We start from the raw sequence: 24436 nt of genomic DNA on the forward strand, positions 1-24436 counted from the left end.
GTCCGACGGCGACAGCTACTCGGCGGCCTGCTCAACGAGTACCACACCACGCCACCCCAACGACTTCTCCATCCACAAGAAACACCCAGCTCAGCAGCCTGATCGGGATATTGACACCCTTCAGGTATTCGCGTCAATCCCGATCTACCCGGCGAGCGCTACCGGACCGATGTGCTCGCTCGGCTGAGCACTCGCTCCCCGTTGAACCCGCTGCCGCCACCCGGCAGGGAGCCCTGCCCGCCCTGCTGCGGACACTCGTCGACTCGTAAGGAGCGCAAGCCCTCCCGCAGTTCCCGCATCGACACAGCGTTGCGCACGAACTGGTTGATGGCGAATGTGGCACGGTAACCCTGCCCGTAACCGTGCCTCAGGAATGTGCTGAAGGAGCCGCTGGCACTGAGATCGACGAAGTAGTGATGCTCCGGCGTGCGGAATGATGTGGCCATCAGTTCGTCGAAACGCACTCGGCCTCGGATCACGTCCCATACGTACGAGTCCCAGCGCTCCACCAGGTCATCCTCCAGTGGTCCCGCGTGGGCAGCCGAGTAGACGGGCATGCCGGGCCTGCTCACCGCGACGGCCCGGCCCATGCTGCGGCACTCGTACCGGATGTCGTCGAGGAGCTCCGAGTGGAAGGCATAGTGGACGGGCAGCTGGAGGGCGATGACGCCTTCCTCGCCCAGTGCTGTCCGCACCTCGGTCAGCCGCTCGCTGGGGCCGCTGACGACGAAGTTTCCCGTGGACGGGCCCGTGTAGTGGACACCTGCCAGTGACAGTCCGCCGAACAGCTCCCGTCGCTTGTGGTACAAGTCGGGTTCAGCGAGGATGCTGAGCATCCCGCCGGTGCGGCAGCGCCGTTTGAGCAAGTGGGCCTGTTTCGTCACGAGGTCCAGGCCGTCCTCGAGGCACATCGCTCCGGCGACGGTGGCGGCGATGTACTCGCCCAGGCCGTGGCCGAGCACCGCGTCGGGTTGGAAGCCCTCGTCGCGCAGGGCCTCGGTGAGGCTCCAGCCGATGCTGTAGAGCGCGGCGTGCGTCTGCAGGATGTCGTCGAAGTCTTGGCCGTGGCGCGTGTCGTCGTGCATCGCGGACACCAGCGAGGCGCCGCTGGCCGCCTCGTACAGGTCGCTGCACCGGTCCATCGCATGTCGGAACGCCGGGTGGATCTCGTACAGTTCGCGGCCCATCCGGTGGTACTGGGTGCCCTGTCCCCCGTACATGAAGACGATCTCGGTCCGCCGGGGCATCCTGCGCGGCCTGGGGGGCTGTTCCCGCAGTTGGAAGGGCTCCTGGCGGATCGTGTCAGTGAGTTTGGCCAGGACCCTGCCCGGGCCGATTTCGTGAAAGTCCCGGTAGCCCTGGTCCATGAGCCAGGAGATCGACTCGTACCACTTGACGGGGCTGGAGATTTGCCGGATGAGCAGGTCGGCGTAGTCGGTCGTCGGGTAGAAGCGGGCGGTGCGGTTGGCGACCACGGGGATGCGGAGTTCACCGAGCTCGACCCCGGATAGGTAGCGAGCGAACTCCTCCTCCACGCCGGTCATACAGCGCGAGTGGAAGGCCGCGCTCACGTTGAGGGGGACGAAGGCACCGCCGGCCTGTTTGCAGGCGGCGCGGACGTCAGGTGCGTGAACCTCATCGTAGACGCCGGCAAGGACGCACTGTCGGCGGGCGTTGATGCTGGCGATGTCGATGTTCCGGTACGGCAACTCGGCCAGGATTTCACACACACGCTCTTGGTCGAGGTTGATGACCGCGGCCATCGCTCCCTTGGGAGCCCGACTCATCAACTCACCGCGCTTGCGGACCAGGTCGAGCCCCGTAGCGAAGTCGAACGCCCCAGCGGCGAACAGGGCGCAGTACTCCCCCAGGCTGTGCCCGGCGACGACGACGGGCAGCTCTTTCCCGGCGGCGATGCGGTCGAGGTACTGCATGGCGCTGACCGCGTAGAGCGCGGGCTGGGTGTATTCGGTCCGGACCAGTACGCGATCGGGGTCGTCCAAGCAGAGCCGCCGGAGCGAGTAGCCGAGGATGTCGTCGGCCTGCGCCACCAGATCCGGGAATTTGGCGAACAGGCACTCGCCCATGCCCTTGCGTTGTGAGCCCTGTCCGGGGAATAGGTACACCGATGTCATGTGATCACTCAGCCGTTGTCGCGGGAGTCACTGGGTGGCTGCATCAGATGAGCCTTTTCGAGGTCGCTGCGGGATTTCGGTCTATGCGAGGGCGTTGTCCGCCGCTGCCTGGCGCAGTTGGGCAAGGTTCGCGCCAGGACGCGTCAGGATCTTCAGCAGCAACCTCGCATAGGCGGCGGCCATTTCCTCGACCGTCTTCCTGGCAAACAGATCGGTGCTGTATTCCAGGTAGCCGCGCAGGCCTGCCGGCGTCTCCCGGACAACCAGGTTGAGATCGAACTTCGCCACCTGGTTGTCGATCCGCAACGGTAAGATCGCCAGGTGACCAGCGTTCCCGCCGTCCGGCATCGGCCCGGTCGCGGGAACGAGGTTGAACATGACCTGGAAAAGCGGTGAGTGGGCCGGATCGGGTTTGGGCGCGAGTGCCGCGACCACGTCGGCGAACGGGACGTCCTTGTGCTCCTGGGCCGCGGCGGTGACCCTCTTGGCCTGAGTCAGGAGTTCGTCGAAGCCCTGTTCGGCGGTCACGTCCAGGCGCATCACCAGCAGGTTGGTGAAGTATCCGACCAGACCCTCCACCTCCGGCACGGGCCGGTTGGTCACCGGCGAGCCGATGGCCAGTTCGCGGTCCTGGGTGTACGCGCCGAGCAGTGCCGCGAACGCTGACAGGAGCGTCATGTAGAGCGTGCCGCCGTGCTCCTGGCTGAAGTGCCGGAGCTGCCTGAGGACGTCCAAGGGGACCTTTACCTCGACCGACGATCCCCGGTACGACTTGACAGCGGGCCGTTGGTAGTCGGTGCGCAGGGCCATGCACGACGGCAGTGCGGCGAGCTGCGAGCGCCAGTACGCCAGCTGCCGTTCGCGGGCCGTGCCGTCCACGGTCCGCCGTTGCCAGCGGGCGAAGTCCGTGTACTGGATGGCGAGTTGTGGCAGAGACGGCTTGGATGCGCGGCTCAGGGCACGATAGGCGGTGTCGAGCTCGGCCAGGAAGATGCCGGCCGACCATCCGTCGAAGATGCCCCAGGGCCGGGTCACTACGGCGATGTGCTCGTACTCCGCGAGGGCAAGGATGTGCACGCGCAGCATGTACCGGTCGTCCGGCTGGAACGGGCGGGCCCGTTCGGCCCGGAGCAGTTCGGCGACGGCATCGTCCCCGCTCACCTCCTCGAAGGTGACGGCGAACCCGGCGGCGCCGTTCACCCTCTGGGTGGCGCCGGCCGCGCGCCGGAGGTAACTGGTCCGCAGGATCGCATGGCGGTCGACGAGCAGGGCGTACGCGCGCGCGTACGCCCTGCGGTCCAGTTTGCCGATGATCCGGTGGGCCACCTGCACGTTGTCGTACGAGGTCCCCACGTGTTCGCGGGGGTTGAGGAACCACAGCTCGCTCTGCTGGAAGGCGAGTGGGGCATCGGTGCCGGCGTCGGTGACGGGCAGCAGCGGCACGCCCTGGCCCGTACTCCCGGGCTCCGTCTCCAGGGCTTTGGCCAGCTCGCCGATGGTGGCCCCGGCGAGCATCGTCTGCAGCGACAGCTCCTTGCCGGTCTCCTGTTTCACGCGGATGGTGAGCCGGGTGGCGAGCAGGGAGTGACCGCCGAGGTCCAAGAAGCTGTCCTGGAGGCCAACGCTCTCCAGGTCGAGAACGTCCTGGACCAGTCGGCACAGAACGAACTCCGCGTCGCTGCTGGGTGCGACGTAGGTCTCCTTGTGGACATCGGCCTCGTCCGGCGCCGGCAGCGCCTTCTTGTCGACCTTGCCGTTGGGGGTGAGCGGCAGCTCTTCCAGCGCCACGAAGACGTTGGGCACCATGTACTCGGGCACCTTGCTCGACATGTGCTCCTTGAGGGTGCGGGTCAGCGCACGACCGGTGTCCGAGACCTGAGGCACGTTCACTATCGATGACTGGCGGTAGGGGGCACGGGCCTGTGCACGTGGCGGCTCACCCTTGGCGAAGATCAGGTCGAGACCGTCCAGCCGGTGTTGGGACCAGGTCATCGCGGCCTGGTACCCCAGTTCCTCGGCGTATTGGAGCGCGGCTTCGAGTTCCCACACCTGCGCCGACGCCTCGTGGGACAGGCGGTGGCCGCCGGTGAGCGGCTTCACCGGCCGCTGGGCGGGCCATCGGGTGAGACCCTCGCTCACCCGGACGTCATCGACGACCTTCGGATTACTCAGGCCGCTCACCCCGAATCGGCGGTGTCGGCCGTCGGTGAGGAGCGCGCGCAGCCCGTCCACAGTGGTGGCATCCAGCCACGGAAGGTCCTCCGCGGGTTCCGCGGCGCCCTTGGCCAGTACGACGTCGTAGCGGTAGCTGAGCATCTCGTTGTCGCCCGTGCCGCGTTTGACGGCGATGTCCACCGAGCCGATCTGCGGCAGCCGCTCGGGAAGCCGGGCGAAGTAACTCGGGCTGACGAGCAGTTCGGTCTCCTGCTGGCGGCGGCGCTTCACCTCGCGGTCCAGCGTGCCCGCCGGGACCCGCGCGGACAGGCGGCTGCGTTCGATGGCACACAGATGAGCGGAGAAGAGGTCGAGATTCCTCACATCGCCGATCAGGATGCGGCCCCCGTCGGCGACGAGGGGCAGCAGCCGCTCGATCACCTCCTCCAGGTAGAGCCAGTTGGGAAAGTACTGCACGACGGAGTTGATGACGACGGTGTCGAACTTCTCCGTTCCCGGCGGTACGGCGACCGAGCAGGCGTCGCTTTGGGCCAGGGTGATGTGCGTCCAGCCCCGGCGGTCCACGCCGCGCCGGACGCCGGCCAGGGCCGAGGCGGAGATGTCGAAGGCGTACACCTCCTCGCAGTCGGCCGCGTAGCGGAAGAGCAGGAGTCCGGAGCCGCAGCCGACCTCCAGGAGCCGCCGGGGGCGCAACGCCTCGATCTGCCGGACCGTGCCGTCGATCCACTCGCGCATCTGGGCCTCGGGGATGCTCTCCCCGGTGTAACTGCTGTTCCAGCCCGCGAGGTTGAGGTCGTCCTCGGTGTCCGCCTCCGGGGTGTCTCCAGAGGCGGAGACGTCCGCCCCGTCGGGGCCGTACTGGTCCTCGAAGAGGTCCTGCCACTGCTGCAGGCGTTCGGCGTTCTGCTCCCTCGCGATGCCGTCCAACCAGTCTGGCGTCGGCCGTACGTAGGCGATCAGCTGCCTGGTCTCGCCGGTGGACCAGGTGGTGACCACGGCGCTGTGCACCGAGGGATGAGCGTGCAGCGCCGTCTCGACCTCGGCCGGTTCGACTCGGAACCCGCGGACCTTCACCTGGTTGTCGATACGGCCGCGGAACTCCAAGGTGCCGTCGGGCAGCCAGCGGGCCAGGTCGCCGGTACGGTACAGCCGCGCGCCCGCGTCGGCGGCGAAGGGGTCCCGGACGAACCGCTCGGCCGTCAGGTCCGGGTCGCCCAGGTAGCCGCGCGCCACACCGGGACCGCCGAGGCACAGTTCACCGACCACACCGCAGGGGACCGGTCGCAGGCTCTGGTCGAGCACATAGGCGGTCGACCGGGGTACCGGTCCGCCGATCGGGATGATCGCGTCCTCGGCGATGTCCCGCGGGATCACGTAGTGGGTGGCGGCGATGCTGTTCTCGGTGGGTCCGTATCCGTTGACCACGGTCAGGCCGGGGTGTGCCGCGTACAGCCGGCGGACTTCCCGGGCCGAGAAGGTGTCGCCCACCACGGCCAGGTAGCGCAGCGGCAGTTCTCGACCTGCCGCGGAGTCCACGAACGCCGGCAGAAAGGCGGCCGACAGCAGCATGGTACTGACGCCGGTGCGCTCGACGCAGTCCAGCAACTGCCCGGGGTCCTTGGAGTCACCGTCGTGCAGGACCAGCCGACCGCCCGAGACCAGCGGGGTGAGCACTTCCAGCGAGCCGGCGTCGAACGAGATCGAGGAGTGGTGCAGTACCACGGTGTTCTCGTCGGCCGCGAAGAACTCGGTGTTGCGTACGAGTCGGACCACACCACGGTGCTCCATCAGCACACCCTTGGGCCGACCGGTGGACCCGGAGGTGAAGATGGTGCAGGCGAGGTGGTCGGGCGTCAGGCCGAGCTCCACCCGGGACAGGTCGCGTTCCGGCTGATCGGCGAGGACCTGGGTCGCGGGCCCGGTTCCGTCCTCGGCGCGTTCGCCGGTGTCCAGGTGGATCACCTGGGGACGGCCACCGTCGACCGTTCCGTCGAGGATGGAGTTCGGCAGTCGGGAGTGGCTGAGGATGAGGTCGACACCCGAGGCGTCGCGGAGGGCGCGGATGCGCTCGCGAGGATAGGCAGGGTCGATGGGGACGTAGGCCCCTCCGGCCTTGAGGATGCCGAGCAGGCCGATCACCGTATCCGGCGAGCGCTGGACGCACAGTCCGACGAGGGTATCGGGCCCCACCCCCTGGCTGCGCAGGTAGTGCGCCACGCGGTTGGCCCGTGCGTTCGTCTGCGCGTAGGTCAGCCGCGCGTCTCCTTGCTCGACGGCGACCGCGTCCGGCCGCGCCCGGACCTGCTCCTCGAACAGCTCGGACAGACAGTGGTCCTCGGGGTACGGCTTGGCCGTGTCGTTCCACTCGATCAGCAGACGGTGGCGTTCGGCCGGAGGCACGATGTCGATGTCGAGGGCCCGGGTGCCGGCGCCGTTGTCGAGGGCCAGGGCGGTCAGTATCCCCGATACGGCCGCCTCCACGTAGCCGAGCACGGCGTCAGGCGAGAGGGTCTCGTCGACCTGGGCATTCAGGGACAGTTCGGCTCCGGTGTCGTCGACCGACACGCCGACCGGGTAGTTGGTCCGGTCCAGCCACCCGAGCTGAGTGATGCCCAGGTCCTCCAGCCTGGCCAGAGGCTCCTGGCCGTGACGGGGCTCGACGTATCGGTAGTTGATCAAGGAGCTGAACAGCGTGGCGTCGCTGTCGAGTCCGCTGCACCCCTGGGCCAGGGTCAGGGCACTCTGCTCGTGGCGGATAAGTTTCTTCAGGCCGGTGTCAACCTCGGAGACGAGGTTCTTGACACTCCGGTCGCGCAACCGCACCCGCAGGGGCAGCGTGTTGATGAAGTTGCCGAACATGCGCTCGACGCCAGGGACGCCCTGGAGCCGCCCGGACAGAACCGTGCCAAAGACCACATCGTCGCGCCCGCTGCTCGCCGCGGCCACCAGGGCCCACGCGGCGTGGAAGAGGGTGGCCGGGCTGATGCGCAGACGCCGTGCCTGTTCGCGCAGGTCGCGCGTCAGATCGGCCGGGAGCGGGCGGTGCACGTCGCGGACCCGGCTAGCGTCGCCGCGTACATCCACCAACTGGAACGGCATGGTCGGCTCGGTGACGTCCCCCAGCTCGGTGCGGAAGAACGTCTCCGCGTCGTTCGACGTGAGCTGGTGCAGGGTGTGGCCGACGAAGTCGCGGTAGGCCGGGGGCGGTGCCAGCCGCTCCGCACGCCCGGCCATGTGGGCGGCCAGCTCGTCGAAGATCAGCCGCAGCGTGGTGGCATCCTCGATGAGATGGTGCACGCTGAACAGCAGAAAGCGACGCTCGGAGTGCGGATCGGCGGCGATCAGGAGCCGCAACAGCGGCGCGCGGTCGAGACGTATGCCGCCGGGCTCGCTCAGCCAGGCGCGGGCCTGCCGCTCGGCGTCCTCATCGGGGTCGAGGGTCGACCACTCCACTTCGAGGCGCACAGCGCGCAAGACGACCTGCACCGCTTCGGACAGGCCCTCGGTGATGACAGCGGTACGCATAGCTGCGTGGCGGTCCATCAGCGCCTTGACAGCCGCCACGAAGTCGTCGCAGACCCGCTGGTTCGGCGCGCCGAACAGGATGGGGACGACATATGGGTCGTGCGCGGGATCCATCAGGTGGTGGAAGAGGATCCCTTCCTGAGAGGGCACGAGCGGGTAGATATCCTGCACGTTGGGGGCGCCGCCGGGCACCTGGGCCACGATGGAATCGATCTCGGGCTGGGTGAGGCGCACCAGCGGCAGCATGTGCGGGGTGATGCGATCACACGTCGGCGGGATGAGGTTGGCCGGGACTTCGTGGTCCCGGCCGGTGGTCTCTTCTCGGTCGATCTCGGCCGCCAGGGCGGCCAGCGTCGGGCTGTCGAAGACACCGCGTACGGTGACGGCGAGTCCGTGTTCCTTCAGCCGCGCGATCAGGAGGGCGATCAGGAGGGAGTGCCCGCCCAGTTCGAAGAAGTTGTCGTCGGCGCCGATGCGGGTCTCGTCGCGGCCCAGCAAGTCCGCCCAGACGGCGGCGACGGTCCGCTCAGTGGGAGTGCTCGGTGCCGTGTAGGCGCGCTGGGCGTAGGCGTCGATCCCCGGCGCGGGCAGGGCCTTGCGGTCGAGCTTGCCGTTGCCGGTGATGGGCAGCCGGTCCAGGGCGACGAAGGCGCTGGGGACCATGTACTCGGGCAGAGTCCGTCGTAAATGGCGGACAAGTTCGGCGCGACGGTCCTCCGCCTCTGGCCCCTCGCCGGTGCCCAGGGCCTCCTCGTTCGGCACGAGATAGGCCACGAGCCGCTTGTCACCGGGCTGGTCCTCCCGGGCCAGGACGACGCAGGAGCCGACGGCTGGATGTGCGGCGAGGCGTGCCTCGATCTCGCCGAGTTCGATGCGGAAGCCCCGGATCTTGACCTGGTCGTCGTGGCGGCCCACATACTCCAATGAGCCGTCCGGCAGCCATCGCGCCAGGTCACCCGTCCGGTACAGCCGCGATCCGGGATCACCGCAGAAGGCGTCCTCGACGAAACGCTCGGCAGTCAGTTCCGGACGGTTCACATATCCCCGCGCCACGCCCGCACCACCGACGTACAGCTCGCCCACCGCGCCGATCGGCGTCGGCCGGCCGTGCCGGTCCAGGACGTAGGTCCGCAGATCGGGAATCCGGGCACCGATCGGGCTCACCGATCGCTCCGCGTCCTCCAGCGACAGCGGCCGATACGTCACGTGCACTGTCGTCTCGGTGATCCCGTACATGTTGACCAGGCCGGCCGACTGGTTGACCGCACGCCCCATCCACGGCTTCAACGACGCCACATCCAGCACCTCACCACCGAACACCACCACCCGCAGCGTGTGCGGTTCGGCGTCCTCTCCCTGTGCCGCGATCAGCTGCCGGAACGCACTCGGCGTTTGATTCAGCACCGTCACACCCGACGCGCACAACAGCCGGTAGAACGCCTGTTGATCACGCGTCGTCGCCTCCGACACGATCACCAGCCGCCCGCCGTACAACAGCGCGCCCCACATTTCCCACACGGAGAAGTCGAAGGCGAAGGAGTGGAACAGCGTCCATACGTCACGCTCGTCGAAACGGAACCACGGGGCTGTGGAAGTGAACAGCCGCGTCACACTCCGGTGCTCGACCACCACGCCCTTCGGCACCCCCGTCGAACCCGATGTATAGATCACATACGCCGCATTCGACCCGGACACCCGTGTCCCCGGCAGATTATCCCGCTCGAGCCCCGACCACAGGTCCGCATCCGCCGCCACATCCACCACCGGGACCGACGGCGTCATCAGCTCCCCGGGCAGTCCGCCCTCGGTCACCACCACACCCGGGTCGCTGTCCTCCAGCACGAACGCGAGCCTCTCGACCGGTGATGCCGGATCCAGCGGCACGTAGGCACCGCCCGCCTTCAACACCGCGAGCACACATACCACCAGATGCTCACCACGCGGCAGGCACAGAGCCACCAGGACCTCCGGCCCCACCCCCATACCGCGCAAATGCCGTGCCAGTCGATTCGCGCGGGCGTTCAGCTCCCCGTACGAGACGCCACACCCCTCGTATTCCAGGGCCACCGCATCCGGAGACTCGGCGGCCACCTCCTCGAACCACTCGTGCACACAGCGACAGGTGTGCTCCATGGGCGGGACGGTGTTCCACTCGTGGAGCACCGTGCGTCGCTCGGCCTCGTCCAAGGAGTCGATCCGGGAGATCCGCTCGTGCGGCTCGGCGACCACGGCGCGCAGGAGAGCAGTGTAGTTGCGGGCGAAGCGCTGGACGGTCTCCCGATCGAACAGGCCGGTGTCGTACTCGACGGCACCCAGCAGCCCGTCCATCGTCTCGCGAAGGCCGAACGAGATGTCCGCATGCGTGGTGCCGAGGGAGGACTCGATCCGGGAGACGTCCAGTCCGCCCAGCCGTACCCGACTGTCGGTCTGCGACTGGTCCAAGGCGAACGCGACCTGGAAGGCGGGTGAGCGGCTGGGATCGCGCTGCAGCGGGAGCGCATCCACCACGGCCTCGAACGGCACGTCCTGGTGGCCGTGCGCCTGGAGCACGGACAACTTCGTCCGCCGGAGCAGTTCGGCGAAGGTCGGGTCGCCGGAGAGGTCGGCGCGCATGACCAGCGTATTGGCGAAGGGGCCGATCAGGCCTTCGGTCCCGACGCGGTCGCGGTTGGCGGCGGGCGTGCCGATGGTGATGTCGGTCTGTTCGGTGTAGCGGTTCAGCAGCAGTGCGCACGCCGACAGAAGGATCATGTACAGCGTGGCGTCGTGCTGGGCGCCGAGTGCCGTGAGCCGGCGCAGCAGGTCCTGTGGCAGGTGGAGGCGCTCGTGCGCGCCCTGGTACGTCCTGATCGCGGGCCGGGGCCGGTCCGTCGGCAGAGACACATGGGGCTCTATCCCGTCGAGCTGCCGCTTCCAGTAGTCGACCTGCCGGGCCCATGCCTCGTCGTCGAGCGATTGGCACCGCGCGTGAGCGTGGTCCGTGTACTGAAGGGGCAGCGGTTCGAGCGGCGACGGCCGACCGGCCCTGAACGCCTCGTACAGCGCGACCGTCTCGCGGAAGAAGACGCCGAGCGACCATCCGTCGGACACGCTGTGATGCATGGTCACGAGCAGGGTGTGCTCCTGCGCGGATCGGCGCAGCAGCCGGACCCTGAGCGGCGATTCCCGGGCGAGATCGAAGGGCGCCGCAGCCTCCCGCTCGTACATCGAGAGCAACTCGTCCGGGTCGGTGAGCTCCTCCTCGCGGACGGTGAAGTCCGCGCCGTCGCGGATGAGCTGATGCGGGACGCCGTTCCGTTCGACGACGCGGGTCCGCAGGATTTCGTGCCGCTGGACGATGGTCTCCAGAGCGCGCAGCAGCGCCGCGCGGTCGAGCGGGCCGCGCAACCGGATCGTCATCCGGTTGTTGCGGTACTCGCCGCGGGCGACGGACCCGGACTGGCCGAGCACACGTGGCGCGCTCGCGGGGCCCGCCTCGACGATACGTGCGCGCAGTTCGGCCAGAGGCGTCTCCGGTTCGTCGCACACGGCCGCCAGAACGCCAAGGAAAAGTTTTACCAGTCCCTCGACGAACGTCCGGCTGTACAGCTCCGGCTGGTAAGTCCAGTACAGGGTGAGGGTGTCTTCGGCATGCCACACCTTCAGCGAGAGTTCGTACTCGCCCTCCTGGTGCACCCCCTCGACGAGCTGGTACGGACGGTCGGGTCCGGCGATCCCGTCGAGCACGTCCTGGTAGACGAACGCCGTCTGGAAGAGCAGGGACCGGCCTGGAGGCGTGTCCGCGGCCAGCTCATGGATCAGCGCGGGGAAGGGGAAGCTGTGCAGCATGTCGTCGGCGACGTCCCGCTGCGCGTCGGCGACCAGCTGTGCGAACGACGACTCCGCGGGAACGCTCACACGGACCGGCAGCATGTCGACCAACGGACCCATGGCTTCGGCGAGCCCCTCGCCGCGGCGCTCGTTCACCGGCATCCCGATGACCAGTTCGCTCTGCGCCGAGTACGAGGCCAGGGCCGCCGCGTAGGCGGTGAGCAGCGCGGTGGAGAGGAAAACGCGCCGCGTGGCGGACAGCTCCCGGATCCGTGCGACGAGTTCCGCAGGTGCCCGGCAGACGTGGGTGGCGCCGACGAAGCGGTCCGTCAGGTGTGTGTGCGGGCGGTCGGTGGGCAGGTCCAGCACGGGCAGCGGTCCGGCCAGCCGCTCGCGCCAGTACGGCAGCAGTGCGCGGCGCCGCTCGGGCAGCGTGCGCTGTTCCTCCGCCACGAAGTCGCGGAAGCCCATGAAGCTCCCGTCCAGGGCCGTCAGCGCGGGACGGCGCCCGGCCGTCAGCGCCTCGTACGCCTCGAAAAGCGCACCCATCAGCAGCCTTGCCGAGGTGCCGTCGAAGATGACGTGGTGAACGGTGATCAGGACGATCGACTCGTTCCGGGGGCGGTCGAAGACACGGATCCGCAACAGGCTCTCCGCGTCGTCCACCAACGTGCCGTCCATGGCGAACGGGCGCTTGCTCTCGCGCCGGACGGCATCCAGCGCGACGGCTTCCTCCGCGACGTGCGTCAAGTCCACCCGAGCGAAGTCGGGTTCCCGGCCGGGGTCGATCGACTGGCGCGGTGTTTTCCCCTCCCGGAAGATCACCGTACTGAGCACGGGATGACGTGCTACCAGCGCCCGGCATGCCTCCCGGAAGGCCGATACGTCGAGGTCCGCGACGCGGAAGCACAGCGGCACGTTGTACGCGGCCATGTCGGGGTACGCCCGCTGCAGCGCCCACAGCCCGCGCTGCCCCTCCGAGAGCCCGTACGCCCGCGCCATGGCGCCGTGCTGGTCCGGCCGGTCCTGCGTTTCCGGCCGCAGCGCACGCAGTCGGTCGGCGATCTCGCCGCCACTGATCCTGCCCGCCCGGTACTCCACGAGGAGGGTTTCGATCTCGTGCTTCACTTGTCGTTCCCATCTGTGTCGAGGAGCGCGATGGCGTCGTCCAGGTGCAGCTCGCCGGTGTGCAGGTGCTCCAGCACCGCCAGGACTTCCGGATGCGGGTGGCTCGCCCGCTCGGGGCGGGGCGGCTCCTCGGTTCCCGTGGCCACCAGACGGGTCAGTGCGGCGGGGCGCCGGGCGGCCAGATAGGCCGCCACCTCGGCGATCGTGGTGTGCTCGAACAGAATGCTGGGCAGGAACGCGGGGTCGACCGTCGCGACCAGATCCTTGGTGAGCCCGACAGCGCCCAGTGACGTCAGCCCCAGCTCGATCAGACCGGCGTGCGGGGCGATCTCCCCGGGGGCCCGATCCAGACGTGCGGCGACCAGCTGCCGCAGGAAGCCGCGCGCCTTCTCCTCGGGCGAGGGCTCCGGGCGCGCCGTACCCGACCGCGCGGGCAGCGGCTCCCCCTCCGGAATGAACGCCCAGTGGACGATCGCGCCGACGCCGCTCCCGGGCGTGTCGTGGATGCCACGGGGAGCGGCGGGCCGCTCGGACACGGGCCTGCGACTCTCACCGGGCAGCGTGACCCAGTGCCGGCGCTTGGCGAAGGGATAGGTGGGCAGATGCAGGCGGCGGGGTCGCGTCCCCCGGTACAGCACGTGCCAGTCCAGGGCCAACCCGTTGACCCAAAGCTCGGCGATCTTGTCCCACCTGGCCTGCGCAGCCCATCGGGCGACCAGCTCCGCGCGCAGGTCGTCCTCGTCGAGCAGCCGCGACTCCAGGGACTGGTCGTCTGCACGGCCGCGCCACACGCCGGCGGCACCGGCCTCGGCACCACGCGCCAGGCCGCCGAGGGCGTCCTTCACCTCGTCCAGGGAGTACGCCAGGAACACCGCGCGCTCCGCCAGCGCCACCCGGCCCGTCTGCAGGGTGTGGGCCAGCTCCGACGGGTCCACCGCCGCGCCGTCCTCGGACTCCAGGAAGCGCAGCAGTTTCTCGGCGTAGACGCGCAGGCGTTCCGCGTCCGTCGCCGACAACGGTATGAGCACGGGCGCCGGTGCGCCGTCCCGCACCCCGCTCCCCAGCATGCCACCGGCCTCTCGGGGCGCTTCCTCCAGGACGACATGGGCGTTGGCGCCGGTGGCGCCGAAGGCGCTGACCCCCGCCCGGCGCGGCGCCGCTGCCCCCGCCCCGGTCGTGTCCACCGTCCACTCCTCCAACTCGGTCTGGAGGCGGAACGGCGAGTCGTCCAGGTCGAGGTACGGATTGGGCCGTTCGGTGCCGACCAGCGGGGTGAGTGTCTTGTGGTGGAGTTGGAGCGCCGTCTTGGTGAGGGCGCTGATCCCGGCCGCCGCCTCCGCGTGGCCCATGGCGGACTTGACCGAGCCCAGCGCGCAGAACCGCTTGGCGTCCGTGCGCTTTTCGAACGCCTTGCCCAGCGCCTGGATCTCGATCAGGTCGCCGATCTCGGTGCCCGTGCCATGGGCTTCGAGGTAGCCGAGCGAGGCCGGGTCGATCCCGGCACGGTCCAGGCAGTCCTCGATGAGGGCCGCCTGGGCGGCGACCGACGGCACCCGGAGGCCAGGGGTCCTGCCGGAGTGGTTGACCGCAGTGCCCTTGATCACGGCGTAGACGGCGTCGCCGTCCGCCAGCGCCCGGCTCAGCGGCTTCAGCAGCACGGCCCCCACGCCCTCCGCCGGGACATAGCCGTCCGCGCCGGCGCCGAACGACCGGGCGGGCGCGTCGCCGGCCAGCAGGTCCAACGCGCCGTACGACCGGTATTTGCCCGGGTGCAGCGAGAGGTTCGCGCCACCGGCGAGCGCGGCTTGGCACTCACCGCGCCGCACGCTCTCCACCGCCAGGTGCAGCGCACTCAGCGAGGAGGCGCACACGGCGTCGACGGCCATGGAGGGGCCGTGGAAGTCGCAGAAGTGCGAGACCCGGTGAGCTATGGACGCGGTGTTCAAAGACAGCGGGACGGGGCCGCTCCCGTCGGCCGCGTCGCCGCCCGCCGCGTCGTGCTGCACCAGCATGTAATCCTTGTGCATGACCCCGACGAAGACGCCGACCGCCCGGCGCGGGCCCTGGACATCATTCCCGGTGAGGCCGGTCGGGGTGTATCCCGCATCTTCGATGGCTTCCCAGCACACCTCCAAGAACAGCCGTTCCTGCGGGTCGAGGAGGGCCGCCTCGTCTGCCGGGATCCCGAAGAACTCGGCGTCGAAGCAGTCGACGTCGTCGAGGAATCCGCCCCAGGAGGCCATCTTCCGCCCGGACGGGGTCCGCCGACCCCGGAAGGTGTCGCGGGACCACCGGCTTTCGGGGACCTCGGTGACACAGTCGCGTCCCGCCTTGAGGTTCTCCCAGAACTCGGCGACACCGCCCGCCTTCGGGTATCGGCCGCCGATCCCCACGATCGCGACGTCCCCTCGGTCGGTTTCGGGAGCCGGTGCGGCGGCGCGTTCGACGGCACCGGCGTCCGGCGCGTCCCCCAGGTCCCGTGCCGTCCGCACGGCTGACGGGACCCGCGCCGGTGACGGATCCGGCCTCGCCGGAGCGCGGTGCGCCGCGAGGTGTTCGGCCAGCCCGGCCACCGTGGGGTGCTCGAACAGCAGCGTCGGTGACAGCCTCGTGTCCAGGCGCGCCCCGATCTCCTGCGCCATCTGCAACAGGGCGACCGAGTCCAGGCCCAGCTCGTAGTAGGTGGTTTGCGCGGCGACCTGGTTCATCGGAACGCCGAGCCGAGCGGCGACGACCGCGGTCACGACCGCATCGGCCTCCTCCGTCGAGACCCCCACGCCGCCGGCCTCACGGCCATCCGTGGCCACGTGACCGGATTCGGCCGGTGCGTCAGCGCGGCGGGCGGGATCGATGTGCCCGGCGTCGCGCACCGCCTTCACGGTGAGATCCGTCAGCTCGCCGATCTTGCACCCCTCGGGGTCGAAGAATTCCATGGTCAAGGTGAGCAGTTCGTCCCCCAGCTCGACCGAGTCGCGCCGTACGCGCGTGTAGCAGGAGCGCCCCAGGCTCGCGCCGGCCCGGAACGAGCCGTAGTGGAGCGGCAGGAACAGCCGCCGCTCGCCGCTCGCCGGGGCGCCGACCGCCATCACTCGGAGGACCTGCTCACTCGCGGCCACGGCACTGCCGTCGATCAGCGCGGGATGGAACAGCCGATCGGGGTCGCCGCCCGCCGCCTGCTCGTCAAGGGCCACCCGCAGCCAGATGTCCTCCGGCGCGGTGTACGCCGCGCCGACCGCCTTCATCAGTCCCGAGTGGACGAGTTCGTCGGCGCGGAAGGCACGGTAGACCTCCTCCAGGTCACGGGTCCGTCCGTCGGCGGCGCACAGGACGGCCGGCACGTCGTGCGGGAGCCTCGTGTCGTAGGCGGCGGCATGCCCCGTCCGCCGCATCTCGGCCGTGATGTACGGCACCGCGGGCGCGTCGGAGCTGTGGGGCGCGCCGTCGGTCACCGAGATCCGCCAGGTGTCCGGGCTCTCGGCGCTCGCCTCGACGCGGATCTCCACGGCGCTGTCGGCGTCCACGGACAGCGGCCGGTAGATCGTCAGCCCCTGGAGGGCGAGTTCGGCGTATGGCACGGCTGGGGTCAGCGTCGCGAAGCAGCCGTACAGCAGGTCGATCCACGCCAGGCCGGGAAGCAGCCGACGGCCGTAGACCCGGTGGCCGTCGAGGACGGCGTCCCGTGCGTCGATGCGCCTGGTCCACACCAGCGGCGGTGCGGCGCCCTCGACGGGCGCGCCCGTGCGGACGTCCTGGCGGTCGAGGTCGGGAGGCGCCACCGGGCCGCGCCGCCCCGGACGGCCTCGCCCGAGGATGACATGGCCGTTCGTACCGCCGTCCGCGAAGCTGCTCAGCGCCGCGTACGGCAGGTCCGTCGGTGCGCAGTGCCGCGGGAAGGCCAGGCGGGTGGTGTCGATGGGGTTGTGCTCCATGGGTTGTTCACCCGACAGGAACGGCACCGTCCGCTGGTGGTGCAGCATGAGGGCGACCTTGATGAACGCTGCGATGCCCTCGGCACACAGAGGGTGCCCGATGTTCGGCTTCATGGAGCCGAGGCTCAGCGGTGTGGTCCGACCCTCGCCGTAGACCGCCTCGATGGCCTTGAGTTCGAGGAGGTCGGTCATCTCGGATCCCGAGCCGTTGACGTCCAGGTGCCCGATCTCGTCCGGGCCGCGGCGAGCTTGGCGCAGCGCTTCGCCCATGACCCGCTTCTGCGCGGCCAGGTTCGGGGTGGCGGGTCCGGCGGTGCGGCCGTCGTTGTTGAGGGCGATCCCCTCGATGACCGCGTACACCGTGTCGCCGTCCCGCTCCGCCCGATCCAGCGGCTTGAGGAGCACGACGCCGACGCCCTCGCCCAGCACGACGCCGCCCGCGCGGCGGTCGAACATGTGGAACTCCCCGTCCTCCCTGAGCAGCCCACGGCGGCGGAACAACTCGTGGGCGGAGGGGTCCGCCAGCAAGCTGACCCCCGCCACCAGCGCCAGGTCGACCGAGCCCGCGGCCAGCGCGTCGGTGGCCGACCGCATCGCCACCAGCGAGGAGGAGCACGCCGTGTCGATGACCACGGCGGGGCCGTGCCAGTTGAAGAACTGGGAGACGTTGGCGGCCAGGTAGTTCTGTCCGATCGCCATGATGGGGTTGCGGGCCGCGCCCACGAGGGCGTCGTCCGTGCGGCTCCGGCTGCGGGCGCCGACGTACACACCGGTGCGGGTGGCGTCCAGTTCCCCGAGCCGGTAACCGGCGTGGTGCACCGCCTTGAGGCTCTCCTCCAGCAGCACCAGGGCCTGCGGATCCATGGCGCGGGTATCCTCGTTGTGGAGCATGAAGTACCCGGCGTCGAAGCCGAACACATCGTCGACCAGTCCGGCGTACTCGCCACTCACCCGCCCCCAGCGCCCCTCAGGGATCTCGCGGATGGCCGAGCGGCCCTCGGAGAGCAGATCCCAGTAGGCATCGACGTCCGGGGCGCCGGGCAGCCGGGCGGCCATGCCGATGACAGCGACGGCCGTGTCGCGCCCGCGGACACCGCTGATGGCCGACGCGGTCCGCTCGTTCGCCACGTCAGGTCGTGCGGGCGCTGCTGACGGTCGGCCCTCCGCGTCCGCCGACGACGCGCCGTCGTCGCCGGCCGACCGCGGCTCTCCACCGAACTGTGCGGCGACCTCCGCCGGGTACGCGCTCAGCAACCGAGCCGCGAGCTCCTCCAGGGTCGGGTACTCCATCAGGACCGACGGGTCGAGTACGACGTCCAAGCGCTGCTGGATCCGCTGGAGGACCTGGGCCAGCAGGATGGAGTCGGCTCCGTAGTCCGCGTACGAGGTGTCCGCGTCCATTTGTCCCGGCTTGAGCCCGAGCTGGCTCTCGAAGGTGCTGCCGAGGAAGCCGGTGATCCTCTCCCGCACGGAGGTGGCATGCGGCTCGGGCGCGGCGGCCGCGACGGGCATACCGGGAGCGGGACTGCCAGGAGCCCGCTCGCCGGTCCGCGCGGCGAGCGCCGGCCGGCGGGCACTGAGCAGCGCGCCGGGATCGAAGCGGTCGGCGTGGACGTGGACCGGCATGACGACGGGGCCGCGCGAGGTGGTCAGGATGTCGTCCAGGATCGTCAGCCCCTCGGCGTTCGTGATGGTGAGCAGACCGGTGTCGGTGTATGCCTGGTTCGTGACCTCGCCGAAGCCGGCCTCCCGCCAGCTCGGCCACTGGACGCTCGTGATCGGGAGGTCCGCGGCGTACGCCTGGGCGATGTAGTCCATGAAGGCATTGCCCATCGCGTAGTCGCTCTGTCCGGCGCCCAGCGTGGGGATCACTGCGGAGACCGAGGAGAAGAGGATGGCGAACCTCAGCACCTGCGCGTTGAGAGCAGCCAGCAGATTCCTGGTGCCGTCGACCTTCGGTGAAACGACCCGGGCGATATCGGCGACGGGCTTGCGGATGAACGCGGGGTTGCGCGTGTCGATCAGGCCTGCGGCATGGATCACACCGGTGATCCGTCCGAGCGTCGACTCGATCGTCGCGATGGCTGAGGCGACCTCGTCGGCGCGGTCCAGCGGCAGCGCCAGGACACGCACCTCGACGCCCCGCGCCTCCAGCGCCAGGACGGCGTCGATCTTCTCGCGGACCGAGGGAGGGCACGCATCGGGGTCGGCCCACTGACGGCGCGGGGGAAGCGGCTCGCGGCCCGTCAGGACCAGTCGCCGCACGCCGTAGCGCTCGACCAAATGCCGGGCGCACAGCAGCCCCAAGCCGCGCGTGCCGCCGGTCACGAGCAGGACCTCGTCAGAGGCGAACGCCGACGGAGTGATCCGTGCCGCGAGGGGCGTCGCCTCGGTCAGTACGGGGGTGTGGCGGACTCCGGCGCGGTAGCAGACCGCCACGTCCCCGCCGCCGTCGCCGACTTCACGCCGGATGACGGCCGCGTTTTCGGCGTCGCCGCGCACGGCCGGGTCCAGGTCGGTATGGCAGGACGTGATGCCCCCGTACTCGCTCTGGAGCAGCCGGTAGAGCGCGGCGCGCGCGGCACCGGCGAGGTTCACCCGGTGACCGGCGTCACCGCGGGCGTCCGGTGACTCCAGGCCCTGCGTCACGAACAGCAGCCGGATGCCGCGCGCCGCCTTGGCGTCGAGCACACGCTGCAGGAGCGTCAGGGTACGGCCGAAGGCATTGTGCTCGTCGGTCGGTTCGGTACCGGTGTCCTCGGTGATCCCGGTGAGGTCGATCCAGGCGGTGCAGGTCCCGATGCGGCGCGCAAGGCCCGCTTCGGCCTGGGGGGCCGTCGCGTCCAGCAGCGTGGCCTCGTCGAACGGTTTCGCCAGGGCCTCGGCGAGCCCGCGCGTCGCCCGGTCGTGCAGGACGACGATGGAGGTGTGGCGTGCCCTCGCGGAACTCATCGGGCTCTCCCGCCACTGCTTGGTCAGGAAGAGTGCCGTGCGAGGCTCGGCCCCGCGCCCCGGTGCAGCCCCGGACCGGGGCGCGTCGGCCGTCGCGGGGGGAGTGGAAGTCGCCGTTTCTGGCGCCCAGTGCCGTTCGCGGGCGAAGGGATAGGTCGGGGCGCTGATCCTGCGCGGTGCTGGTCTCGTGCGGGCGTACAGTCCGTGCCAGTCCGGTGCAGCACCGCGCACCCACAGTTCGGCGAGCCCGGCCAGGCTGCCGCGTTCCACCAGCCCGTCGATGGTCTCCGCGAGCTCTTCGGCGGGCAGGGACGACAGCGTGGCCTTGTCGCGCTTGGCATTGCCCCGGTACAGCCCGTCGACGGACTCGTCGCCTGCCAGATGGCGCTCCAGCTTCTCGGCCAGCATCCCGAAGGAGTCCGCGACGACGCCGAGGCGCTCGTCCATGGCCTCGCGACCGGTCTGGAGCGTGTACGCCAGGTCCGCCGCAGCCGCCTTCCCCTTCCTCTCGGTCGCCTCCGATTCCCTCTCGCGTACGAAACGCAGCAGTTCACCCGCATACGCCCGCAGGCGGTCCTCACTCCTGGCGGAGAGCGGGAAGAGCAGCGGTTCACGCGCCACCGCGGGCGCCGCCGGGCGCCGGTCCACGTGCTCGGCTATCACCAGGTGGGCGTTGGAACCGCCGGCGCCGAACGCTGAGACTCCGGCGATGCGGGGGTGGCTGCGGCCGTCGACGACGGGCCGTTCCCAGTCGCGCAGTTCCTGGTTGACGACGAACGGCGTACTCGCGAAGTCGATGTTCGGATTCAGCGTCGCGGAATGCAGGGAGGGGGCGATCTGGCCGTGCTCCATCTGGAGCAGGACCTTGGTGAGTCCCGCGATCCCCGCTGCGCTCTCGGCGTGCCCGATGTTGGACTTCGCCGAGCCGAGGTAGCAGTACTGGCGGTCATCGGCATCCGCACCGGCACCGGTCTTGAACGCCTCACTCAGCCCGGCGATCTCGATGGGGTCGCCGAGCTTGGTTCCCGTGCCGTGAGCCTCGACGTAGCTGATGGTTCTGGGGTCGACCCCTGCCTCGCTCAGCGCGTTGTGGATCGTGGCTTGTTGGGCCCGTGGATTGGGCACCGTATAACCCTTGGCGCGCCCGCCGTGTGACAGGGCGCAGCCCTTGATGACCCCGTAGATGTGGTCGCCGTCGCGCTCCGCGTCGCGCAGCGGCTTCAGCAGGACGACACCGACGCCCTCGCCGGGGATGTAGCCGTCCCCTCCGATTCCGAAACTCTCGCAATGCCCCTTGCTGGAGATGAACTGCCCCGTGCTGAGGGCCAGGTACTTGTTCGGGTGCACGGTCACGTTCACACCGCCGGCGAACGCCAGCTTGGTACGGCCCTGCCGCAGATCACGGCAGGCGAGGTCCACCGCGGTCAGCGAGCTGGAGCACATGGTGTCCACGGTCATGCTGGGCCCGTGCAGATTCATCACGAAGGAGACGCGGTTGGCGACGCTCGCATAACTGGCCCCGATCGCATTGGGGTTGCCCGCGATGGCGTCTCCGCCGGGGAACAGCAGTTGGTACTGCCCCCACATCACGCCGGCGTACACGCCCACCTGACCCGCGCCCGCCTCGCCGTCCGTGCACCGCAGCCGCTCACGGGTGTAACCCGCATCCTCCATCGCCTTCCAGGCGTGCTCCAGGAACAGCCGCTCCTGAGGATCCACATAATCCGCGTCGTGGGGCGATAGGTTGAAGAACAGCGGGTCGAAACGGTCGACTTCGGCGATGAATCCGCCCCACCTGCTGTAGTGGCGGCCGGGCCTTGTGCGGTCCTCTGAGTAGTACGCGCGCCAGTCCCAGCGGTCGTCGGGGACCTCGACGACGCAGTCGCGTCCGTCCCTCAGGTTCTGCCAGTACTCGCGCAGATCGCGGGCTTCGGGGTAGCGGCCGGACAGACCGATCACCGCGATGTCCAGGGCAGCGGACGAGGGCGTCACGGGAGTGGGCGCCGCGGCGGGCAGCGGGGCACTCGCGACGTCGGGGGCGGGTGGGGAAACGGGTGCGCCAGCAGCATCGGACTCGGACGGTGGGAACATCGTCTCCAGCTCAGGCCGGTGGAAAGGCACCCTCCGCGCTTCCAGCGCGCGGTCGTCGAGACCGGCCCTACGCCGGTCGCCGTCCCTTCCGCGCCCCTCGTCGTCCGCCGGTCCGCGGCGTTCACCTCCTTCCGGTCCGCCTCGGTCCTGCTCCGGTCCCAAAAGGGCACGCAGCCGCGTCTCCTCCTCCGTGGCGACGACCACGCTGGTCTCGCCGCTGTTGAGCGCGCGGTGGAAGGCTCTGACACCGGCCTCGGTCGCCATGGTGAGCAGCCCGCTGCGCATCCGCAGGGTCCGCTGTGTGGCGGCGTCGGCGCCCATGCCTTGGCTGCGCCACAGCGGCCAGCCGATGGCGACCGTACGGCCACTGCGCTCACCCGCGTCGACGAGGGCGCAGCGATGCCGCGCGAACTCGTCGAGGAAGGCGTTGGCGAGGGCGTAATCGCCTTGGCCCACGTTGCCGGTCGCGCCCATGATTGATGAGAACAGCACGAAAAAGTCCAGTTCCGTGCCCTTGGTCGCCTCGTCCAGGCTGCGGCAGCCGTCGAGCTTCGGCGCCAGTACGCGCCGGAACTCCGCGACGGGCTTCCGCAACAGGAAGTTGTCGTGGATCACACCTGCGGCGTGGATGACGCCGTGCAACCCGCCGTGGCGCCGGGTCAGCTCGGCCACGAGTTCCGCGGTCGCCTGCCCGTCGGAGGCATCCAGGACGTGGTACTCGACCGTTGCGCCCATGGCGCGCAGAGCCGCCAGCCCCACCTCCCGGTCCGGGCGCGGGGAGGACCGTCCGGTCAGGCAGATCACGGCGCCCCTCGCCAGACGGGCGATCTCCTCGGCGAAGATCATGCCCAGACCGCCGGCACCACCGGTGATGAGGTACACGCCCCCGGCGCGCCACTGCACCGGCCGCGCCGACCCCGCCGGAGACGCGGCACCCGAGGTGGCAACCCCGACCTCGGCTTCTCCGGCTTCCTCGGCGAGCGGTTCCCAGCCGAGGACCCTGCGGAGACCGTCGCCGTAGCTGATCCGCCGGTCCTCCAGCGCGCGGCTGTCCTCTTCCAGCCTCTCGATCAGATGGAGGGAGGGTGAGTCTGCGGGTACCGCGATGACCTGCCCGATGAGGGCGGGGTTCTCCTGTTGGGCCGTCTTCAGCAGTCCGGAGAGGGCCTGGTGCAGCGCCGGCTCACCGTGCGAGGGCGTCAGGACCTGAATGAGCACCATGCCGACAGGCCTGGCGAGCAGCAGGCCCTTGACCATGCGGAGCAGTTCCACGGCGTGGGCTGTGACAGCCTCCGCGCCCGGTGCGGCGGACTCGATGGCTTCGGGCGGCTCCAGGAAGGTCAGGTGCGGTGCGCGTGCCTGCAGGTCGGCCAGCCGGTCCTCGAAGCCGCAGGCGAGGACCAGGCGCGCCGCGGGCCCGGAGTCCGTGCCCGGTGCCGACGCGGCGGGGGCGCCGATGGGCTGTTCCCGCCATACGGGCCGGAACAGCCTCACGTTGCCTGTAGCCACGGCACCGGCCGACTCTGTGGCCGTCCGCATGGAGTAGCCCCGTAGCGTCGCGAAGATCTTGCCTTCTTCGTCGGAGAGGTCGAGGTCCCATCGCCGTGACTGACTCGGCGCGCCCGGCACCGCACGTATCCAGGCGTATCCGGACTCCGGGGTGGCTTCGAACACTTCCAGGCGATCGAGGGCGAAGGGCAGCGGGGTGGTCCAGGTTCCGCCCCCACGGGGCGCGTGAACCTCAGGAGCGAACACCGCCTGAAGCGCGCCGTCGAGCATGCTGGGATGCAGTACGAAGTCGTCCCGGGTGTCCGCCACCGCGTCCGGCAAGGCGAGGGAGGCGAGCGCCTCGCCGTCGCCCAGGCGTATGTCACGCAGCACCCGGTGGGCGCCGCCGTAGTCCAGTCCGGCGGCGCACAGCGTCTCGTAGTACGCCTCGACGTCGAGGACGGCCGTGTCCATACGGGACTTCAGTACCTCGATCTCCAGGAAGGGCGGCGGGGTGGCGCGCCGACGCGACCCCACGCCTCGCGAGTGCACCACGTGAGCTCCCGCGGAGAGCGGGCCGGTGCGCACCTCGTACGGCACTCGTTCGTCAGCGCCGTTCCCACGGCCGTCCGGGCCGGCCACCTCCCGTGTCAGAACGGTGCGCACCATGCGGCCCTCGTCACCTACAACGATGGGCCGCGACCACACGACGTTCTCCAGGCACAGTCTCACGCTGCCGCGATCCGTCCCGGGCAGCGTACGGTCAACGGCCTCACGTGCCATCTCCAGACAGACGACCGCAGGCAGTACGTGCTCGCCGCCCACCCGGTGGTCGCGCACGAAAAAGTCGCGCACGGTGAAGGCGGCGGTGAAGGCGGCACCGTCCGCACCGTGCGTCGCGGCGGACTCGCGCCGGAGCAGCGAATGCCGCCAGTGGTTCCTGGGCGCGCCCACGGCGGCCGTTTCGGCGCCGAGCCCGTGGTGCTCCTCGGCGGAGGCATGGGTGGGCAGCGTCGGTGTGATGGGGAACGGACCCGCCTTCAAGTACCCGACGTCGGTGACGAAGCCGCTGCGGTCGATGCCAGGGTGCGTCTCCGGGCCGATTTGCACCTCGTCCTGCCACTCGTCGGCAACTGTGAGTCCGGCGACGGCCGGGGAAGGAGACTCCTCGCCCCTTAGACCGCCGAGGTAGTCGTCAGCCAA

General features: G+C 69.8%; 4 protein-coding genes. 1 reads left to right on the forward strand and 3 read right to left on the reverse strand.

Annotation, left to right across the window (positions count from 1 at the left end; translation table 11 throughout):
• The coding region (locus tag ACWDSL_RS36040) for a hypothetical protein (RefSeq protein ID WP_450492160.1) at positions 1 to 187 on the forward strand (187 nt) is incomplete at its 5' end.
• Here ACWDSL_RS36040 and fabD read toward each other — a convergent pair.
• The 3 genes from fabD to ACWDSL_RS36055 all read right to left on the reverse strand — a co-directional run bounded on the left by fabD (position 159) and on the right by ACWDSL_RS36055 (position 24436).
• Positions 159 to 2135, reverse strand: coding sequence for an ACP S-malonyltransferase (fabD, locus tag ACWDSL_RS36045; protein ID WP_450492161.1), 1977 nt, complete (start codon positions 2133 to 2135; stop codon positions 159 to 161). The genes ACWDSL_RS36040 and fabD overlap by 29 nt on opposite strands.
• Before the next feature lie 81 nt (positions 2136 to 2216).
• On the reverse strand, positions 2217 to 12773 hold the full coding sequence (locus ACWDSL_RS36050; RefSeq protein WP_450492162.1) for an amino acid adenylation domain-containing protein: 10557 nt from the start codon (positions 12771 to 12773) through the stop codon (positions 2217 to 2219).
• Entirely contained in the window at positions 12770 to 24436 is an 11667-nt protein-coding gene (locus ACWDSL_RS36055; RefSeq protein ID WP_450492163.1) for an SDR family NAD(P)-dependent oxidoreductase, read from the reverse strand. Before ACWDSL_RS36055 ends, ACWDSL_RS36050 begins: the two co-directional genes overlap by 4 nt.

The sequence above is a fragment of the Streptomyces sp. NPDC000941 genome (genome assembly GCF_053599555.1).

Bases quoted from the DNA above. Each gene is read 5' to 3' on its own strand.
- fabD (WP_450492161.1), bottom strand. From the start codon at position 2,135: ATGACATCGGTGTACCTATTCCCCGGACAGGGCTCACAACGCAAGGGC.